This is a genomic window from Plantactinospora sp. WMMC1484, assembly GCF_049315195.1.
GTDB lineage: Bacteria > Actinomycetota > Actinomycetes > Mycobacteriales > Micromonosporaceae > Plantactinospora.
The window spans coordinates 2,693,724-2,710,931 of record NZ_CP186055.1; the positions used below are offsets into that span (position 1 = coordinate 2,693,724).

Annotated in this window: 11 protein-coding genes, 1 tRNA gene and 2 pseudogenes; 10 read left to right on the top strand and 4 right to left on the bottom strand. The window is 72.4% G+C overall.

Translation table 11 applies throughout. The features are described 5' to 3' along the window. Positions 1–169: 169 nt before the first annotated feature. From ACN28C_RS11950 to ACN28C_RS11965, 4 genes are all read left to right on the top strand, one after another. Positions 170–991, top strand: coding sequence for a Clp protease N-terminal domain-containing protein (locus ACN28C_RS11950; protein WP_422773556.1), 822 nt, complete (start codon positions 170–172; stop codon positions 989–991). Positions 992–1,173: 182 nt separating this feature from the next. After that, positions 1,174–2,169, top strand: coding sequence for an asparaginase (locus tag ACN28C_RS11955; RefSeq protein ID WP_422773557.1), 996 nt, complete (start codon positions 1,174–1,176; stop codon positions 2,167–2,169). 196 nt (positions 2,170–2,365) lie between these two features. Next, positions 2,366–3,406: a LacI family DNA-binding transcriptional regulator gene (locus tag ACN28C_RS11960; RefSeq protein WP_422773558.1), complete on the top strand. Its 1,041-nt coding sequence runs from the start codon at positions 2,366–2,368 to the stop codon at positions 3,404–3,406. A gap of 176 nt (positions 3,407–3,582) precedes the next feature. Next, complete coding sequence (locus ACN28C_RS11965) at positions 3,583–4,938, top strand: PHB depolymerase family esterase (RefSeq protein ID WP_422773559.1); 1,356 nt, start codon at positions 3,583–3,585, stop codon at positions 4,936–4,938. Positions 4,939–5,047: 109 nt separating this feature from the next. On the opposite strand, the gene ACN28C_RS11970 is transcribed toward ACN28C_RS11965, so the two are convergent. Further along, positions 5,048–6,040 carry a DNA polymerase domain-containing protein gene (locus ACN28C_RS11970; RefSeq protein ID WP_422773560.1) on the bottom strand — a complete coding sequence of 331 codons (993 nt, stop codon included), beginning with the start codon at positions 6,038–6,040 and terminating at the stop codon, positions 5,048–5,050. A 402-nt stretch (positions 6,041–6,442) separates the two neighbouring features. Here ACN28C_RS11970 and ACN28C_RS11975 point away from each other — a divergent pair. Further along, positions 6,443–7,045, top strand: a pseudogene (locus ACN28C_RS11975) (DUF4386 domain-containing protein); the annotation flags it as partial. A gap of 13 nt (positions 7,046–7,058) precedes the next feature. Here the strand turns inward: ACN28C_RS11975 and ACN28C_RS11980 are convergent. Together ACN28C_RS11980 and ACN28C_RS11985 are read right to left on the bottom strand one after the other, a co-directional pair. Further along, positions 7,059–7,131: transfer RNA gene (locus ACN28C_RS11980), tRNA-Arg, on the bottom strand. Between the two features lie 1,002 nt (positions 7,132–8,133). Beyond that, positions 8,134–9,159: pseudogene (locus ACN28C_RS11985) on the bottom strand (alpha/beta hydrolase); the annotation flags it as partial. A gap of 171 nt (positions 9,160–9,330) precedes the next feature. Here ACN28C_RS11985 and ssb point away from each other — a divergent pair. Further along, positions 9,331–10,029, top strand: a complete 699-nt coding sequence (gene ssb, locus ACN28C_RS11990; RefSeq protein ID WP_422773561.1) for a single-stranded DNA-binding protein — start codon at positions 9,331–9,333, stop codon at positions 10,027–10,029. Between the two features lie 261 nt (positions 10,030–10,290). On the opposite strand, the gene ACN28C_RS11995 is transcribed toward ssb, so the two are convergent. After that, on the bottom strand, positions 10,291–11,670 hold the full coding sequence (locus tag ACN28C_RS11995; RefSeq protein WP_422773562.1) for an acyltransferase family protein: 1,380 nt from the start codon (positions 11,668–11,670) through the stop codon (positions 10,291–10,293). Positions 11,671–12,137: 467 nt separating this feature from the next. On the opposite strand from ACN28C_RS11995, the gene ACN28C_RS12000 reads away from it, so the two are divergent. From ACN28C_RS12000 to ACN28C_RS12015, 4 genes are all read left to right on the top strand, one after another. Beyond that, positions 12,138–13,196, top strand: a complete 1,059-nt coding sequence (locus tag ACN28C_RS12000) for a cobalamin biosynthesis protein (protein WP_422774631.1) — start codon at positions 12,138–12,140, stop codon at positions 13,194–13,196. A 110-nt stretch (positions 13,197–13,306) separates the two neighbouring features. Continuing rightward, positions 13,307–14,836 carry a cobyric acid synthase gene (locus tag ACN28C_RS12005; protein ID WP_422773563.1) on the top strand — a complete coding sequence of 510 codons (1,530 nt, stop codon included), beginning with the start codon at positions 13,307–13,309 and terminating at the stop codon, positions 14,834–14,836. A gap of 343 nt (positions 14,837–15,179) precedes the next feature. Next, the gene (locus ACN28C_RS12010; RefSeq protein ID WP_422773564.1) at positions 15,180–15,881 is read left to right on the top strand and encodes a uridine kinase family protein; all 702 of its coding nucleotides are present in this window, start codon (positions 15,180–15,182) and stop codon (positions 15,879–15,881) included. Between the two features lie 91 nt (positions 15,882–15,972). Continuing rightward, complete coding sequence (locus tag ACN28C_RS12015; protein ID WP_422773565.1) at positions 15,973–17,145, top strand: M48 family metallopeptidase; 1,173 nt, start codon at positions 15,973–15,975, stop codon at positions 17,143–17,145. The last annotated feature ends 63 nt before the right edge of the window (positions 17,146–17,208 follow it).

Consider the following 17,208-nt stretch of genomic DNA (forward strand, 5'->3'; position numbering starts at 1 on the left):
AACTAGCTCGCCGCCCCACCGTCGCCATCCGTGTCACTCCGATCGACTCTCGTCGCTCCGATCCAGTTGGTCCAGCCTAGCGCAGGCGGAGAATCCCCGACGGGGATATTTGATAACCCCCTTGGGGTTATAGTGGGGGTAGTACTGGGTGCCGAGGAAGGGATCCGCGATGCCGAAGATCAACGTCTATCTCCCCGACGAGCTGGCCGAGGCGGTGCGGGTCGCCGGGATTCCCGTCTCGGCGGTCTGCCAGCGCGCCCTCGAACAGGCCGTACGCCGGGTCACCGCCATCCGGGAGACCGCTCTCGGCGAGCTGGACGACGCCGACCTGGCCGCCCGGCTGCCGCACTTCACCCCGCGGGCCCGCGCAGCGGTGCTGATGGCCGTCGAACGGTCCCGCGCGGACGGCTCGGCGTCGGTCGGCAGCGCCCATCTGCTCGCCGGGATGCTGGCCGAGGGGACCAACCTGGCCCTGCGCGTGCTGCGCACCGAGGAGATCGAGCCGGAACGGCTGGCCCGGGACCTCGCCGGTCGCCCGGCCGCCGAGCCGGGTGCCGATCCGGACGACGCCCTGCGCTTCAGCGGGCCGGCGGCGAACGCCCTGGAGCTGGCCGTCACCGAGGCGACGGCGTTCGGGCACAACTACGTCGGCTGCGAGCACCTGCTGCTCGGGTTGATCGCCGAGCCGGACGGCGGCGGTGGCCAACTGCTCCGGTCGCTCGGCGCCGAGCTGCGGCTGACCCGCCGGGCGGTGGCGGCGGCCCTCGCCGGCTACGTACACCTCCGGGCGCAGACGGCGGCGCAGGCGGGCTCCGCCGGCACCGCACCGTCCCCCGGGAACGCCGCCGGAGCGCCGTCGACCGCGAGCACCGCCGGGGCGTCGCCGGAGATCGCCGCACTGCTGACCGCCGCCGTACGCCGGGAACTCCAGCCGATCGTCACGCGCCTCGAACGGCTGGAGGAGCGGGTCGGCGGGACCGGCGGAGACTGATCGGCCTCATCGACGTGCCCAGGATCCTGGCCGCCGTCGCGGCGACGCTGATCTTCCTGCTGCTGCTCGTCGTGCCGTTACTGGGTGACCTGCCGTTACTGGGCGACCTGCCGTAGCGGCCGGTCGCCGTCATCGGCCGCCCGCCGCACCGGTGGGCGGCCCGGACCAGGGAGGGATCAGAGGTGGCCGACCGGGTGCTGCTGCTCGCGACGAAGGACACCATCGCCTACGCGACGGCGCCGGGCCGGGAGGGCGTCGCGTCCGGCGCGGAGCTGGTCGCGACGATCCCGGCGGATCGGCTCGGCGCCGAGGTGACGGTCGAGGACGTGCTCGCCGAGCCGAGCTGGGACACCAGCCCGGGCACGATGCTCGGCCTCGCCCGCCGGATCAGGACGGCCATCCTGGCGGACGGGTTCGACGGCGTGGTGGTGAGCCACGGCACCGACACCCTGGAGGAGAGCGCCTACCTCGCCGACCTGCTGGCCGGTCCGGCCGCCCGGCGGGGTGCGATCGTCTTCACCGGAGCCCAGCGGCAGCTCGACGAACTCTCCACCGACGGCCCGCGCAACCTGGCCAACTCCATCGTTGCCGCCGCCCACCCGGCACTGCGCGGGCTCGGTGCGGTGGCCTGTCTGGACGACGAACTGCACGCCGCCCGCTGGGTGAGCCTGGTCGACGCCACCACCGTCCGGGCGTTCTCCTCCGCACCGTTCGCGCCGGTCGGACGGATTGCCGGGGCCCGGGTCGAGCTGCTGGGCGCGGCCCCGCCCCGGCCACCGGAGGCGGGCGGCGAGCCGGAACCCGACGTGGCGCTGGTGAAGACCTATCCGGGGATGGTCGCCGGACTCCTCACCGCGGTCGTGGACGCGGGCGCCCGGGGTGTCGTACTGGAGGGGACCGGGCCGGGGAACGTGCCGGCCGGCCTCTTCGCCGTGATCGCCGAGCTGACCGGCTGGGACATCCCGGTGGTGGTGGCGTCCCGGGCCCGTACCCGGACGGCCGCCCTGGCGGAGCTGCCACCGGGTGCCGGGCTCGCCGCCCGGATCGGTGCGATCGGGGCGCGGGGCCTGCCCGCCGCCAAGGCGCGGGTGGCGCTGATGGTGGCGCTCGGCGGTGGCGGCGGGGTGGCGGCGGCGCGCGACTGGTTCGACCGGCTGGCCCGCCCCACCGACCGCTGAGCCGGTCGCGGCGAGGTGCCGGCGCGAGGCCCGGGGCGGGTGCGGGACGGCGGAGGGCTGGACGGCGGAGGGCTGGACGCCGGAGGGCTGGACGGCGGAGGGCCGGACGCCGGAGGGCTGGACGGCGGAGGGCCGGACGCCGGAGGGCCGGACGGCGGGACGGTGCCGTCGGTCGATATTCGCGTAGGCTGCGGCGATGACCGGCACCAACCCGCAGGCGGCCCGGGGCGGGCGCGGCAGGGTGCTCACCGTCGCCAAGATCGCCCGGATGGCCGGGGTCTCCGCGCCGACGGTGTCCCGGGTCATCAACGGGCAGACCGGGGTCGCGCTGGAGACCCGGCAGCGGGTCGAGGCGATCCTGCGGGAGCACGGCTACCGGCGGCCGGTCGGCTCGACCTCGGTCGCCATCGTCGAGCTGGTCTTCCACGCCCTGGAGAGCCTCTGGGCCCTGGAGATCATCCGAGGCGTCGAGAAGGTGGCACGCGAGCACGACCTGGCCGTCGTGCTTACCGAGATGCAGGGGCGGCTGACCCCGGGCCGGGCCTGGACCGAGCAGGTCCTGACCCGGCGCCCGACCGGGGTGATCGCGGTCTTCTCCGAGCTGACCGTCGCGCAGCAGTCGCAGCTCGCCACCCGCTCCATCCCGCTCGTCGTGCTGGATCCGACGGGTGAGCCGCTGCACCAGACCCCGTCGGTCGGGGCGACGAACTGGAACGGCGGGCTCGCCGCCACGCGGCACCTGCTCGACCTCGGGCACCGGCGGATCGCGATGTTGAGCGGGCCGACGCAGTGGCCGTGCTGCCGGGCGCGGCTCGACGGCTACCGGGCGGCGATGGACGCGGCGGGCGTGGCGGTCGACCCCGACCTGGTCCGGATCAGCACCCTCTACGTCGAGGGCGGCCTGGCCGACGGCAGGGAACTGCTGGCGCTGCCCGACCCGCCCACCGCGATCTTCACGGCGAACGACCTCCAGGCGCTCGGCGTCTACGAGGCGGCCCGCCGGGCCGGCGTACGCATCCCGGACGAGTTGAGCGTGGTCGGCTTCGACGACCTCTCCTTCAGCCGCTGGTCGGGGCCGCCGATGACCACGGTGCGCCAGCCGCTGGAGCGGATGGGGGTGACCGCCGCGCGGATGATCATCGACCTTGCCGCAGGTCAGTCCCTGGATCAGCATCGGGTCGAGCTGGCGACCGAACTCATCGTCCGGGAGAGCACCGCCCCGCCCTCGCGCGACTGAATCGCAGGGGATCCGGCCGACCCACCCGACGGCACGTCGCCGCCTGAAACTCATGCACGTCTATATCTTGTGCAGTGAAACATTTACATCAATACTTTGGGATGTTTCAGTAGCCAGGACGGCGCCCCGGACCGCCCGACCGCGGTCACACCGGCCCGGTGGGAGAGAGGATCAGGATGGGACGACTCGTACGCGCACTCGCGATCGCGGGAAGCGCGGTGGTGCTGGCGGCGGGCCTGGTGAGCCTCTCCCTGGCCACGCCGGCCTCGGCGGCGTCGCTGACCGAGGTGACCAGCTTCGGCACCAACCCCAGCAACCTGCGGATGCACCTCTACGTGCCCGACCGGCTGGCGGCGCGTCCGGCGATCCTGGTCGCGGTGCACTACTGCACCGGCACCGGCCCCGCGTTCTATTCCGGCACCCAGTTCGCCTCGCTGGCGGACCGGTACGGCTACATCGTCATCTACCCCTCGGCGACCCGCAGCGGCCAGTGCTTCGACGTCTACTCGTCCCAGGCGCTGCGCCGCGACGGCGGCAGCGACCCGGTCTCGATCATGTCGATGGTCCGGTACGTGCAGCAGCGCTACAGCACCGGCCAGGTCTTCGTGACCGGTGTCTCGTCCGGCGCCATGATGACAAACGTCCTGCTCGGCAACTATCCGGACGTCTTCGCCGCCGGAGCCGCGTTCGCCGGTGTGCCGCACAGTTGCTTCGCCACCACCGGCGGCTCCACCTGGAACAGCGAGTGCGCCAACGGACAGATCATCCGGACCGCGCAGCAATGGGGTGACCTGGTCCGGAACGCGTACCCCGGCTACACCGGCCCGCGACCCCGGATGCAGCTCTGGCACGGCACGAACGACGAGACACTGCGCTATCCGAACTTCGGCGAAGAGATCAAGCAGTGGACCAACGTGCACGGGCTGAGCCAGACGCCGACCTACACCGACACACCGCAGTCCGGCTACACCCGTACCCGCTACGGCGGGAGTGGCCCGATGGCGCCGGTCGAGGCGATCAGCATGCAGGGCGTACCGCACAACCTTCCGGTCAACGCGGCCGAGGCGATCCGCTTCTTCGGGCTGGACGGGAGCGCCCCGCCCACCGGCACGCCGACCACCCCGCCGACCGCCGTGCCGACCACGACTCCGCCGCCGACCACGACTCCACCGCCGACCCCGCCCCCGACGCAGCCACCGACCCAGCCACCGGGCGGCGGCTGCGCGGTCACCTACTCGGTGAACGCCTGGAACAGCGGGCTCACCACCGCGATCACCATCACCAACCGGGGGAGCACCGCCATCAACGGCTGGAGCCTCTCCTTCACCCTGCCCGCCGGGCAGACCATCGTCTCGGGGTGGAACGCCTCCTACAGCCCGAGCAGCGGCGCGGTGACCGCCCGCAACGCCAGCTACAACGGCACGATCGGGCCGAACGCCTCGGTCGGGATCGGCTTCCAGGCCAGCCACACCGGCAACACCGGCAAGCCGGCCACGGTGAGCCTCAACGGCACGGAGTGCGCGCTCAGCTGAGCCCCTCCGTACCAAAGATGACCTCCTCGTGATCGCGACAGCGATGGGCCGCGCGAGGGAGGAGCGGGTTGTCGGCGGGGGAGACTCCGCCGGCAACCCGCCGGCCCCGTCAGTCGGTGGCGCCCTCGGAGGCACCGGTCGCCTGGGCGGCCCGGCGGGCACGTGCGCGGCGCTTGCCCTCGTGCATCGCCTGCACCCTGGCGATCGGGATGGTGTGCCCCTCCGCGACGAGATCGGCGGGGAGCCGCTGCGGCGTGGGCATCCGCTCGGTCCACGGATCCCCGCCGGCCAGCAGGGCGGGCACGGTGCGCAGGGTGAAATCCGCCGGGACGACCCCGTCCAGCTCCTCCCAGGCCACCGGAAACGACACCGGCACGCCCGGCCGGAGCCGTGGACTGTACGCCGAGACCACCGTCGCGCCGCCGGCCCGGGTCGAGTCGAGGAAGACCCGGCCGCCCCGGTCCTCCCGGATGAAGGCGGTGGTTGCCAGCGCGGAATCGAGCCGCTCGGCCCGCGCGGCAAGCGCCCGGGTCGCCGCGGCAACGTCCTCGACCGGTGTGCCCGGGTCGACGGGCACGAAGACGTGCACGCCCTTCGCCCCGCTGGTCTTCACCGCTCCGGTCAACCCCGCATCGGCGAGCGCCTGCCGGACGAGCTGGGCAGCGCTCACGACCAGTGGAAAGGTGTCCGGGGCCGGCGGATCGAGGTCGAGTATCAGATGCGTGGGGCGGTCGGAACGCAGCGCCGTGGCCAGCGTCGGATGGTATTCGACGGCCCGCTGGTTGCCGAACCAGAGCAGGGTGCGCCGGTCGTTGCAGAGTGCGTACGACACCTGGCGTCTCGACGCCTCCGCCCAGAGCGAGACGGTCGGCACCCACTCCGGGGTGTAGCGGGGGACGTTCTTCTGCATGAAGGGCGGCTGGCCCCGAAGCACCCGGATCACCGAGAGCGGCCGGTCCCGCACCTGGCGGATGAGCGGATCGCGCACCTCGTCGAGGTAGTCCACCAGGTCGCGCTTTGTCGCGTCCGCCCCGTCGAAGAGGGGCTGGTCGAGGTTGGTCAGCGAGACTCCGTCGCGCACCTCGTCGGCTCTGCCCGCCATCGGACCACTGTCCCGGGGCCCCGTCGCCCGGTCAACTCGCCCGGCCGGGTCAGAACTCGCGGTACATGACGTGCAGGCCGACCCGGCCTGCAGGGCGAGCGCGTGGCAGACCTCGGCCCACAGCATCAGGGTCGTTGACCAGAACTCGCCGCGAAGCACAGCACCACGGTGGCAGCCGGGAGGATTCTGCTGATCAACGCCGAGGTTGTGTTAAGGATTATTGACACGATGTCGAGACTGCTTTACCTTCGGCATGTCAAGTTTTCTATACATGGGAGCGGGTCCCGGCCTCGCCGACCGGTCCTGCGCACCCGAAGCCTGTGGAACACCCATGGAAATCCCGCAACGCTCTGCCCGGATCGAAGAGGAGCCACGATGCATGCGCTGACACGTACCGCCCGGATGACCGGCCTGTTCTACCTCGGCGTCGCCATCACCGGCGTACTCGGGTTCCTGATCGTCCGTCCGCAACTCTTCGTAGCCGACGACCCCGACGCCACGCTGGCCAACCTGGTCACGCACGAAGCGCTCGCCCGAGCCGGCGTCGCCCTGGAGTTGGGCATGGTCCTCACCCAGACCCTCGCCGCCGTCTGGTTCTATCGCCTGTTCCGCACCGTGGACTCCTTTGCCGCGAGCGGGATCGCCGCCTTCGGCCTGGTCAACGCGATCGCGGGCCTCGTGAGCTCGGCATTGCTGGCCACGGCGGTCGGGGTGTCGGCCGACCCGGTCGGCGACGCGGCGGCCAACGTCCAGATTCTGTACCTGGTGAGCGACAACCTGTGGGGCACGGGAGCACTGTTCTTCGGCCTCTGGCTCATCCCCATGGGTTGGTGCGTGCTGCGCTCGGGCTGGATGCCCCGCGTCCTGGGCTGGATCCTCGTCGGCGGCGGTGGCGGGTACGTACTCAGCGCGTTCATCAGATACCTCGTCCCCGACGCGCAGGTCGTGGCCGAGGCACTTGCGTATCCCGCGTCCGTCGGCGAGTTCTGGATGGTCGGCTACCTGCTCATCCGCGGTGTGCGCCCGGCAGGATTCGAACCTGCGACCAACTGCTTAGAAGGCAGCTGCTCTATCCGCTGAGCTACGGGCGCGAGCCTGGTCGGCGTGCCCCAGCAGGGTACCGCTGCCAGGACAACGGCCGGCCGAGGACGTGACGATCTGGCCTGCACATACTAGGTTTCGAAGCGTGCAGTTGACGAGCACAATGTTTTTGCCGCTCCTGGTGTCGGTCGACGACACCAGGTACGGCGAGGACCACCTGCTCGAAGAGTTCACCCAGGAACTCGACGTCGGCTACTCGTTCGGGCCGCCGTACGGTCAACGTCTCGTCACCTGGGACGACCTGGACGACCTGGAGATCAGCCAGGCGGAGCTGCGGCAGGTGGCCGTCGACAACCTCTACCGGCTCCTGCCCAGGTTGCGGATCGAGGGGCAGCCGCCCGCACCGATGCTCTCCTTCGGAGGACTCGAGTCCACGGTCCTGCTCGCCGCCGAGGTGTGGGAGGACCTGGAACGGTCCGTGCCGGGCGAGCTGGTCGTCGGCGTGCCGGCCCGGGACGTGGTGCTCGTCACGGGTACGGCGTCGCGGCCGGGCATGGAGAAGGTACGGCGAGCTGTGGACCGGATCTTCTTCGCCGGTGACCAGAATTTGCTCAGTCGGGAACTGTTGGTGTGGCGGCAGGGCGGTTGGTCCGCGTACGGGACGGCGCCGGATTCCGAACCGCAGCCGGATCGCTGGGTGGAGCCGGAGCCTTCCGAGCCGGAGCGCTGGGAAGATCCGCCGGCACGGGACCGCAGCCGTCGGCCGGACGTCGACCGGGTTCGGGAGAGCGGGCGGGAGGAGCCGGAGCGGTTCCGGGAGCCCCCGGGGCGGTGGCGGAGCGCGGCACCGGAGCCGGAGCCGGCACCTGAGCCGGATCGGCGGCGGGGTGCGGGACCTGAGCCCGAGCCGGGCCGGTGGCGAGGGGGTGCGCGTCGCGCGCAGCCGGCGCCGACGACGGCTCGGTGGCAGGGTGAGCTCCGCCCGGAGCCGGAGCCGGAGGAGGAGCCTGAGTCCGGGCCCGGCCGGTGGCGCACGGGAGCGGGACCGGAGCCGGGCCAGTACCGCGTGCCCCGGCAGCGGTCGGGTGACGGCGGGACGACGGACTGGCCGGAGCGGCCGCCGGCGCGCCGGTCGAAACGACGTAGGCCACGGCCCAACGGTCCAAATCGGTGAAGACCTGTTGCCGGACGGTCGGTCCGGAGAGCGTCACGTCGTGCAGGGCACCGTCGTACCGGATCAGCGTCACGTGTCGGCCCAGCTTCGGCGCCCACCGGGCGATGTGTTCGACGTCGAGTACGGCGTCCGACAGCGTCGCGGAGTCGTGCCAGGTACGTCCCTGGAAGGTGCGGTCCGAGATGCTCACCAGGATCGGGACCGGGATCTCCAGTCCAGTCCGGAGTTGCCGCTGTGCCCGCCGGATCGCCCCGAGCCAGCCGATCCGGATCGGAAAGCCGGCAAAGGGCTTCCAGGCGAGGTCGTAGCGCCACTCGCCCCGGTGCTCGGCGTGCAGGCTGTGGCCGTACACGGCGGAGAGCCGGCGGGGGACGGTGCGGTACGGCATCCGGTGGCCGACCCGGGCGAGCGTCGCCAGAACCGGCCGGCGGACCAGCCACGGCATGTTGAGGTCGAAGAACGGGCTGTTCAGGAAGAGCCCGTCGACGATGCCGGCGGAGCGGCGGGCGTGCGTCCAGAGCGCGGTGATCAGCCCGCCCGCCGAGTGCCCGTTGACCAGTAGTGTCCGGTTGCCGTCCACGTTCCGGATGATCTCGGCCGCCGCATCGAGCTCGGGGAAGTAGTCGGTCACGTCGGTGCAGAAGTTCGGCGTCTGGTGCGGCAGCAGGCTGCGCCCGTGCTTGCGCAGGTCGAGCGCATAGAAGTGCCAGCCGTGCGCGACGAAGAAGTCGGCCAGGTGGGTCTGGAAGAAGTAGTCGGCAAAGCCGTGCACGTAGAGCACGGCCCGATCGGTCGGCTGGTCGGCCCGGCGCCGGACGAGCGTGGCGACCACCGGTCCCTCGTCGTCGCGGCCGAGCTCGATCGTCTGCCGCTGGTACGCAGCTCCGAGCAGGTCCGGTTCCACCCTGCCGACGCTACCCCGCCATAGCAGATGACGCCTTGATCAGGGCTTTTTCCACAGGGCACCCGGTTGTCCACAGCCGGCCCGGCGGCGCCGGCGGCCGTCCGTCTCCCGGCGGGACGCTGTCGGACGAGTCGGCTTGGACGGGAACAACCGGATCCCTGTGGAGGGGCGATGTTCGACACCTACGTAACGATCATCGGTAATGTACTGACCGCGCCGGAGTGGCGGCGTACCACCCAGAGTGGCGCCCTCGTGGCCAACTTCAAGGTGGCCTCGACCGCCCGTCGCCTCGACCGGGAGAGCGGGCGGTGGGTCGACGGCAACAGCCTGCGCGTCAGGGTGAACTGCTGGCGGAAGCTGGCCGAGGGAGTGGCCTCGTCGGTGATGGTCGGCGATCCGGTCGTCCTGGTCGGTCGCCTCTACACCCGCGACTGGACCGACGACGCCGGTAACCACCGCACGATGTACGAGTTGGAGGCGGTGGCCGTCGGCCACGACCTGTCCCGGGGTCGGGGACGCTTCGCCCGCAACCGGCCGTCCACGGCGACATCCTCGATGGAGGAGGCCGAGGCAGAGGCCCGGGTGCACGGCGAGACCACCGAGTCGGTGTCGCGCGAGGAAGCGCCGGCACTGCCCGACGAGCGCCCGTTCGACGACGACGGCGAATACGGTGGCCTGCCCGTGCCGCCGGGCCAGGGCTTCGACGCGGCGGGTCTGCCGGCCGATCCCTTCGGCGACCGGATCGAACTCGACCGGCTGCCGGATGACGAGGAGGCCGCCCCGGGTGACGGATCGAGCGCCGGGCCGGGCGACGACCCGGAGGTCGGGCACGGCTCCCACCGGGCGGGGCGCTCGATCGACGTCGCCTGACGAGGCCGCTTGACGAGGCCGCTTGACGAGGCCGCTTGACGAGGCCGCCTGACGAGGCCGCTTGACGAGGCCGCCTGACGAGGTCGCCTGGCGAGACCGGTGGTCGCCTCCCCACCGCTGTCCGGGCCGACCGAGGGGTGGGGAGGTCGGTTATGGCACCGGCCGACCTCCCCACCCACACCGTCGAGCCGGCACCGTGCCGCCGTCTGTCCTGGCACGGGACAGGCGGCAGGCCGGCGGGGTGGGTGAGGCGGGCGGCGTTTACCTCACCCGTTCGGCCGTCGGGCGCCCCGGTTCGGATCCGTCGCCTCCTCGTGGTGTGGCCGGCGGAGGTGTGGCCGACGAGTCGGCAGCAGCGTCGGGAGTCGACGGCGCGCGGCGCGGCGCGGGCACCGATCGGGTCGCCCTCTCGGGCTGTCGTTGTCGTACCAGAGCAGGCGGCGGCGGTGCGCTTCGGCGGCGGCGCCGAGGACCGAGGAGACGCATCATCGGCGTCTCGACAAACCGGAAGAGCAGCCAGGCGGCGACGAGGCTGACCAGCAGGAGGGCGATAGCGACGGCCGGGCCCCACCAGCCGGAGAACCCACCGGTGTGCCCGCTGAACCGGAAGATGGCCTTGATCAGGAAGACATGGACCATATAGAACGCGAACGATACCTCACCGAGCCAGACCAGGGATCGCGAGCGCCACGGCGACCAGCGGCCGGTGACGTCGGCCCGGGCCGCGCTCGCGATCACGAGTACGTAGCCGACGGCCAGCACGGTGGTCCAGAGCTCGGCCCGGATCCACTCCATGCACGCCACCCAGAGCGCGACGAAGAGACCGGTGGAGAGCAGCAGACCGGGACCCCGCCACTTCCCGCGCAACATGAGCTCGGCGGCGGCGACGCCAATCCAGAACTCGAAGGAACGTACGACCGGAAAGATCTGCGTGAACCACCAGCGGACCGTCTCCGGAAGGAGTTGCTGGGCAGGCCACATCGCCAGGATCAGCAGCGGCATGGCGACGACGACGGCGTAGAGCTGCCACGCCCGCATCCGCCGGAGCAGGGGAAGCGCGAACGGAAGCGAGAGATAGAAGAACATCTCGCAGGCGAGCGACCAACTGACGTTGTTGATGCTGTAGAAGTAGCCGTCGACGGGGATCCAGGCCTGCACCAGGACGAGGTTGGCCAGCGCGGCCTTCAGGTTGACCGGATCGGCCCAGTAGAGCGCGAGCGCGATGACCACGGCCCAGGTGACCAGGTGGTTCGGATAGATCTTGGCGGCTCGCCGCCGCCAGAACGCCCGCTTGCTGTCGCCTGGTCGCGCGGACCAGACCAGCACGAACCCGCTGAGGATGAAGAAGAACTGCACCCCCGAAAGGCCCAACGTGAAGACCCAGTCGACCACCGCCCGGTATTCGGGCTCGGCGACGATCTGCATCGTCCCGACGTGAAAGCCGAAGACCAGCATCGCGGCTATCCACCGCAGTCCGGTCAGGGACGGCAGGCGGTTCAGCGCGGTGGCCCCGCCGCCCCGGCCGGCCCCGCCATCTCGGCCGGCCCCGCCGGACTCCGTGGTCCGGCCAGCCTCCGTGGTCCGATCGGTGTCCGGGAGCGGGTCGGGGAGTGCGTCGGCGGCGGGCGTCACACTGGTCATCGGACCTCCTCGATGGGCGCATCGATGACCAGCACTTACGCCTCCGTCGGTCACATTGTGCCGGAGTGTCCGCCTCGTGCGGTGCCGCCCCGGCTGCGTACGCCCGCTGTCGCGGGTCCGCCGCGACCCTATCCGGTGACCGGGCCCGATCGCCGTACGCGTCGGCACCGCTCGATCCGACACGGCGGTGCCGGGCTGGTCAGCGAGGTGCTGAGGGTGGCCGAGACGGGCGGGCTAGGCTCTCCGGGTCTGGGGAGGTGATCGCCGTGTGGCCAGTCGACAGCGCGTCCAGACCCGGCGTCGCGGCGGGAGACGGCAGCACGTCCGGCAGCGGCAGCACGTCCGGCAGCGGCAGCACGTCCGTGAGCGGCAGCGCCTCCACCAGTGGTGGTGCGCCGGGAGGCGGCTTGTTCCGCAGGGGCGGCTCCGCACGGGCGGCCGGCCGTCGGGCCGGGGTGACCGGGTGGCTGGACAGCGGCGCGGCGAACGCCGCAGGGTTGGCGGCCGGGTACGCCCTGGACGCCATTCTCGGTGACCCTCGGCGGTGGCATCCGGTCGCCGGGTTCGGCCAGGCGGCGGGCGCGCTGGAACGGCGGCTGTACCAGCCACGGCGTACGGCCGGTGCGGGGTTCGCGGCGCTGGCGGTCGGCGTTCCGGTGGCCCTCGGCGTGGTGGCCACGGTGGCGACCCGGCGTCGGCCGCTGGCCCGCGCGGCGCTGGTCGCGGCGGCGACCTGGACGGTGCTCGGCGGGCGGACGCTGCGCCGGGAGGCCACGACCATGAGCGCGGCTCTCCGCCGGGCGGACCTACCGGCGGCGCGGCACCGGCTCGGGCACCTCTGCGGGCGCGATCCGTCGGCGCTGGACGAGTCCGAGCTGGCCCGGGCCACCGTCGAGTCGGTCGCGGAGAACACCTCCGACGCAGTGGTCGCGCCGCTGATCTGGGGCGCGGTGGGCGGAGGGCTGCCCGGTCTCCTCGGCTACCGTGCGGCCAACACCCTGGATGCGATGGTCGGGCACCGGTCGGACCGGTACGTCCGGTTCGGTACCGCCGCCGCCCGCCTGGACGATCTGCTGAACCTGGTGCCCTCCCGGCTGACCGGACTGCTCACCATCGCCGCCGCGCCGCTGGTCCGGGGCGACCGGAGCCGGGCCTGGCGGATCTGGCGGCGGGACCGGGCGGACCATCCCAGCCCCAACGCGGGTCAGTGCGAGGCGGCGATGGCGGGAGCACTGGGCGTGCGACTCGGCGGACGGAACGTCTACTTCGGACGGGCGGAGGTCCGGCCGTTCCTCGGTGATGGCCCTCGCCCGGAAGCGCGGCACATCGACCGGGCGGCCCGGCTCTCCGGTGCGGTCGGGCTCGCCGCACTCGGCATCGCGGTGGCGTACGCGGCCACCGGCCGACCACGGCGGGCGGTGACCCGCCGACTCGCGGGTGAGCTGCCAGGGATCGGTACACCATCTCGGGGGCGGCGGTGTGTGATTTCCGAGACAGCCCGCGCGTCAGTTCGACGGCTTCGGTGAAGCCGGAGAACCGGATGGGCTCCCGTAACCCGGCGGGTGCGGCGGGGCCGACGGCCGCCGGGAGCGCGACGGGTTCGGCTCGCCCGCGCAGCGGAGCAGGTGGAGGGCTGTTGGTCGCCGGGACCACCTCGGATGCCGGGAAGAGCGTTCTCACCGCCGGCATCTGCCGGTGGCTGCGCAGGCAGGGCGTCCGGGTGGCACCGTTCAAGGCACAGAACATGTCCAACAATTCGGCGGTGGTGATCGGGCCGGACGGGCGGGGCGGCGAGATCGGGCGGGCCCAGGCCATGCAGGCGGCGGCCTGCGGCATCCCGCCGGACCTGCGTTTCAATCCTGTGCTCCTCAAGCCGGGAAGTGACCGGTCCAGCCAGGTGGTACTGCTCGGCCGGGCGGTCGACACCGTCACCGCCGGCAACTTCCGGTCGCTCCGCCCCCGGCTGGCCACGGCCGCATTCGAGGCGCTCGCCGAGCTTCGCGCCGAATACGACGTCGTGCTCTGCGAGGGGGCAGGCAGTCCGACCGAGATCAACCTCCGGGACACGGACTACGCCAACATGGGGCTGGCCCGACACGCCCGCCTGCCGGCGATCGTGGTCGGCGACATCGACCGGGGCGGTGTCTTCGCCGCGATGTTCGGCACCGTGGCCCTGTTGGAGGCCGCCGACCAGGAACTCGTGGCCGGCTTCGTCGTCAACAAGTTCCGGGGCGACCTCGACCTGCTCCAACCCGGCCTCGACATGCTGACCCGGCTCACCGGGCGGCCGACGTACGGGGTGCTGCCCTGGCACGTCGACCTCTGGCTGGACGCAGAGGACTCGCTCGCGTACGGACAGGTGCTCGGGCGCCCGGCGCCCCCCAGGGGCGGCGAATGGCTGGACGTGGCGGTGATCCGGCTACCCCGGATCTCCAACGCCACGGACGTGGAGGCGCTGGCGACCGAGCCGGGGGTACGGGTTCGGCTTACCGTCGAGCCGGCCGAGGTCGCCGCCGCCGACCTCGTCGTACTGCCCGGCACCAAGTCGACCGTGGCGGACCTGGAGTGGCTGCGCCGCACCGGGCTGGCCGACACGGTGCTCGCGCATGCGGCCGCCGGACGGCCGCTGCTCGGCATCTGCGGCGGCTTCCAGATGCTCGCCCGGAGCATCCACGACGAGGTGGAGAGCGGGCGTGGCCTCGTGCCCGGTCTCCACCTGCTGCCGATCGGGATCACCTTCGGCGTGGCCAAGACCGTCACCCGCTCGACGGGCACCGCATTCGGATCGATTCCGGTCCATGGATACGAGATCCATCACGGGTACGTCTCCGAGCGGGATCCCGCTCTCCACCCGCTGATCCGGCACTCCGGTGACGCGGCGGAGGGTGCGGCGCTCGGCCACGTCCTCGGCACGCACTGGCACGGCGCCTTCACCTCGGACGAGTTCCGCCGCAGGTTTCTCACCGAGGTCGCCCGGCTGGCCGGCCGGCACGGCTTCCAGGTCGCCCCGGACACCTCGTTCGCCGCGGCCCGGGAACGCACCCTGGACATCCTCGGCGACCTGGTGGAGGAGCACCTCGACACCACCGCCCTGTGGCGGCTCATCGAGCACGGCCCACCGCAGGCGCTGCCCTTCGTCCCGCCCGGGGCGCCCCGGCACGCATAGCCCGAGCCGGGTCGTTGCCGCGCTCCGGCAGCAGGTCGGCGGCGGGGACCCCGCCCGCCGCCCGCCGACGGCCGTGGCCGTGGCCGTAACCCTTTCACGTCGGCCGGATCATCCTCCTGCCTCGGCCGGATCATCCTCCTGCCTCGGCCGGATCATCCTCCTGCCTCGGCCGGATCGCCCACTACCCCGGCCGGGTCACCCCGGACGTCGGCCGGGTCTCCAGAGGTGTCAGGCGCCGTAGTCCGGCGCGGGCGCGTGCGAGCAGCGCCGCCGCGCCCTGATCGTGCTCTGGCATTGGATCGTTGTCGCCGTAGCAGGTCAGCGGAGGGGTAGGGTCTGCCGAATGCGGCCCGTCGTCGAGTCGTACGCCGAGTTGGCGGCAGAGGTCCTGCGCCGGCCGGCCCGGCTGGGCCGGACCCGTCTGGTCGCGGTCGACGGGCCGAGCGGGGCAGGCAAGACCCTCTTCGCCGGCCGGCTGGCGGCCGCACTGGAAGCCGCACTCGCCGCCCCGCCCGGGACCGCTCCGCCCGGGACCGCTCCGCCCGGCGCCGCCCCGCCCGGGACCGCTCCGCCCGGCGCCGCGCGGGGCGAGCCGGAGGCGCTGGTGGTGAACACCGACGACCTGCTCGACGGCTGGGCGGACCAGTTCGCCTTCTGGCACCGGCTCGACGAGTGGGTCCTCGCCCCGCTCCGCGCCGGGCTGCCCGGCCGCTACCGCCGGTACGACTGGAACCGCGGCCAATTCGGCGACGACTGGATCGTCGTACCACCCGCACCGGTGCTGGTCCTTGAGGGTGTCTCCAGCGCCCGCTCGGTCGTCGCCGCCGAACTGACCCTCGGTGTCTTCGTGAGCGCACCGGCGGAGCTGTGCCGGGCGCGTACCCTGGCCCGCGACGGGGCGGCGCTGCTGCCCCAGCTCGAGATCTGGCGGCGCGGCGAGCGGGCGCATTTCGCGGCCGACCGCACTGCCGAGCGGGCCGAACGTGTGGTGGACGGTGCCGCCGTCCCCGACCCGGACGGCACCGCCTTCGTCCGGATCCGGTGACCGACTGACCCTGGTCTGCTTATGGACGTATCCGAGCCACTGCGGCACGATCGGCAGGACAGGCCAACGCAGCGCGGGCGGAGGGCACACCATGACGACCGGCGGTACGAGTGGCACTCCGGCGCGACGGCGGGTGGTACTCACCGGAATCAGCTCACGTGCCTGGGAGCATCCCGCGGATCGCGGCGCGCTGACCGCCCTGCGTGAGTTGCGCGGTTTCGACGACGTGGTCAAGGCGTTCTTCGGGATGTGGAACGAGCGTGGCTTCCGCCTCTCCTACCTGGCCGCCGCCATCCGGGTCGACCACCGGCAGTACCCCAGGGTCTACCGGCTCTACGCCGAGGCGGGTGCGGCGTTGGACGTCGCCGAGCTGCCCGAACTCTTCGTGACCCAGTCACCCTGGCTGACGGGTGAGGCGATCGGCCTCGACCGGCCGTTCGTCGTGATCAGCTCGGCCTGCGTCAGCCAGCTCGACGACGACGAACTCCGCTTCCTGCTCGGGCACGAGCTGGGGCACGTGGGCAGCGGGCACGCCGTCTACAAGACCATCCTGAGCATCCTGACCCGGTGGGCGGCCAACCTGAGCTGGTTGCCGGTCGGCGCCCTCGCACTCCGGGCGATCATCGCCGCGATGCTCGAGTGGTGGCGCAAGGCGGAACTCTCCGGCGACCGGGCCGGATTGCTCGCCAGCCAGGATCCGGCGGCGGCGGTGCGGGTGCTGATGAAGCTGGCCGGCGGCGGTGACCTGAGCCAGATCGACACGGCCGCCTTCGTGGAGCAGGCCGCCGAGTACGACGGCGGCGGCGACCTGCGCGACAGCCTGCACAAGATCAGGATGACCGCCTGGAGTACCCATCCCGTGCCGGTGGCCCGCGCCGCCGACCTGCGCAGGTGGGTCGACTCCGGCGAGTACGCCCGCCTGGTCGGCGGCGACTATCCCCGTCGGGAGGACGACGGCCTCACCTCGGTCTCCGCCGAGATCAAGGCGGCGGCGGAGTCGTACCGGGAAGCCTTCGGACGCTCCCAGGACCCGCTGGTCGGTCTGCTGCGCCGGCTCGGTGACGGCGCCAGTGACGTCGGCGAGTGGGTGGGCGGCGGTGCCGGCCGGGCCCGCTCGTGGATGAACGCGGCGGGTGAGGCGGCTGCCCGGGCCGCCGGTCGTACCCGGCGGAACGGCCAACCGGGCGGCGCCAACGGTTCCGCCCGGCCGGGCACGGACGCCGAGGGCGACGTGCCGCCGGGGCCGGCGGACGATCCCTCCTGATCTCGGCGGCGGGTTCGTCCAGGTCCGGCGGGTGAGCGGTGGGACTGGGCGATCCGGTCGCCG

Coding starts and splice junctions, on each gene's coding strand:
- ACN28C_RS12010 (WP_422773564.1), top strand. CDS start 15,180: ATGCGGCCCGTCGTCGAGTCGTACGCCGAGTTGGCGGCAGAGGTCCTG.
- ACN28C_RS11995 (WP_422773562.1), bottom strand. CDS start 11,670: ATGACCAGTGTGACGCCCGCCGCCGACGCACTCCCCGACCCGCTCCCG.
- ACN28C_RS11970 (WP_422773560.1), bottom strand. CDS start 6,040: ATGGCGGGCAGAGCCGACGAGGTGCGCGACGGAGTCTCGCTGACCAAC.
- ACN28C_RS11950 (WP_422773556.1), top strand. CDS start 170: ATGCCGAAGATCAACGTCTATCTCCCCGACGAGCTGGCCGAGGCGGTG.
- ssb (WP_422773561.1), top strand. CDS start 9,331: ATGTTCGACACCTACGTAACGATCATCGGTAATGTACTGACCGCGCCG.
- ACN28C_RS11965 (WP_422773559.1), top strand. CDS start 3,583: ATGGGACGACTCGTACGCGCACTCGCGATCGCGGGAAGCGCGGTGGTG.
- ACN28C_RS12015 (WP_422773565.1), top strand. CDS start 15,973: ATGACGACCGGCGGTACGAGTGGCACTCCGGCGCGACGGCGGGTGGTA.
- ACN28C_RS11960 (WP_422773558.1), top strand. CDS start 2,366: ATGACCGGCACCAACCCGCAGGCGGCCCGGGGCGGGCGCGGCAGGGTG.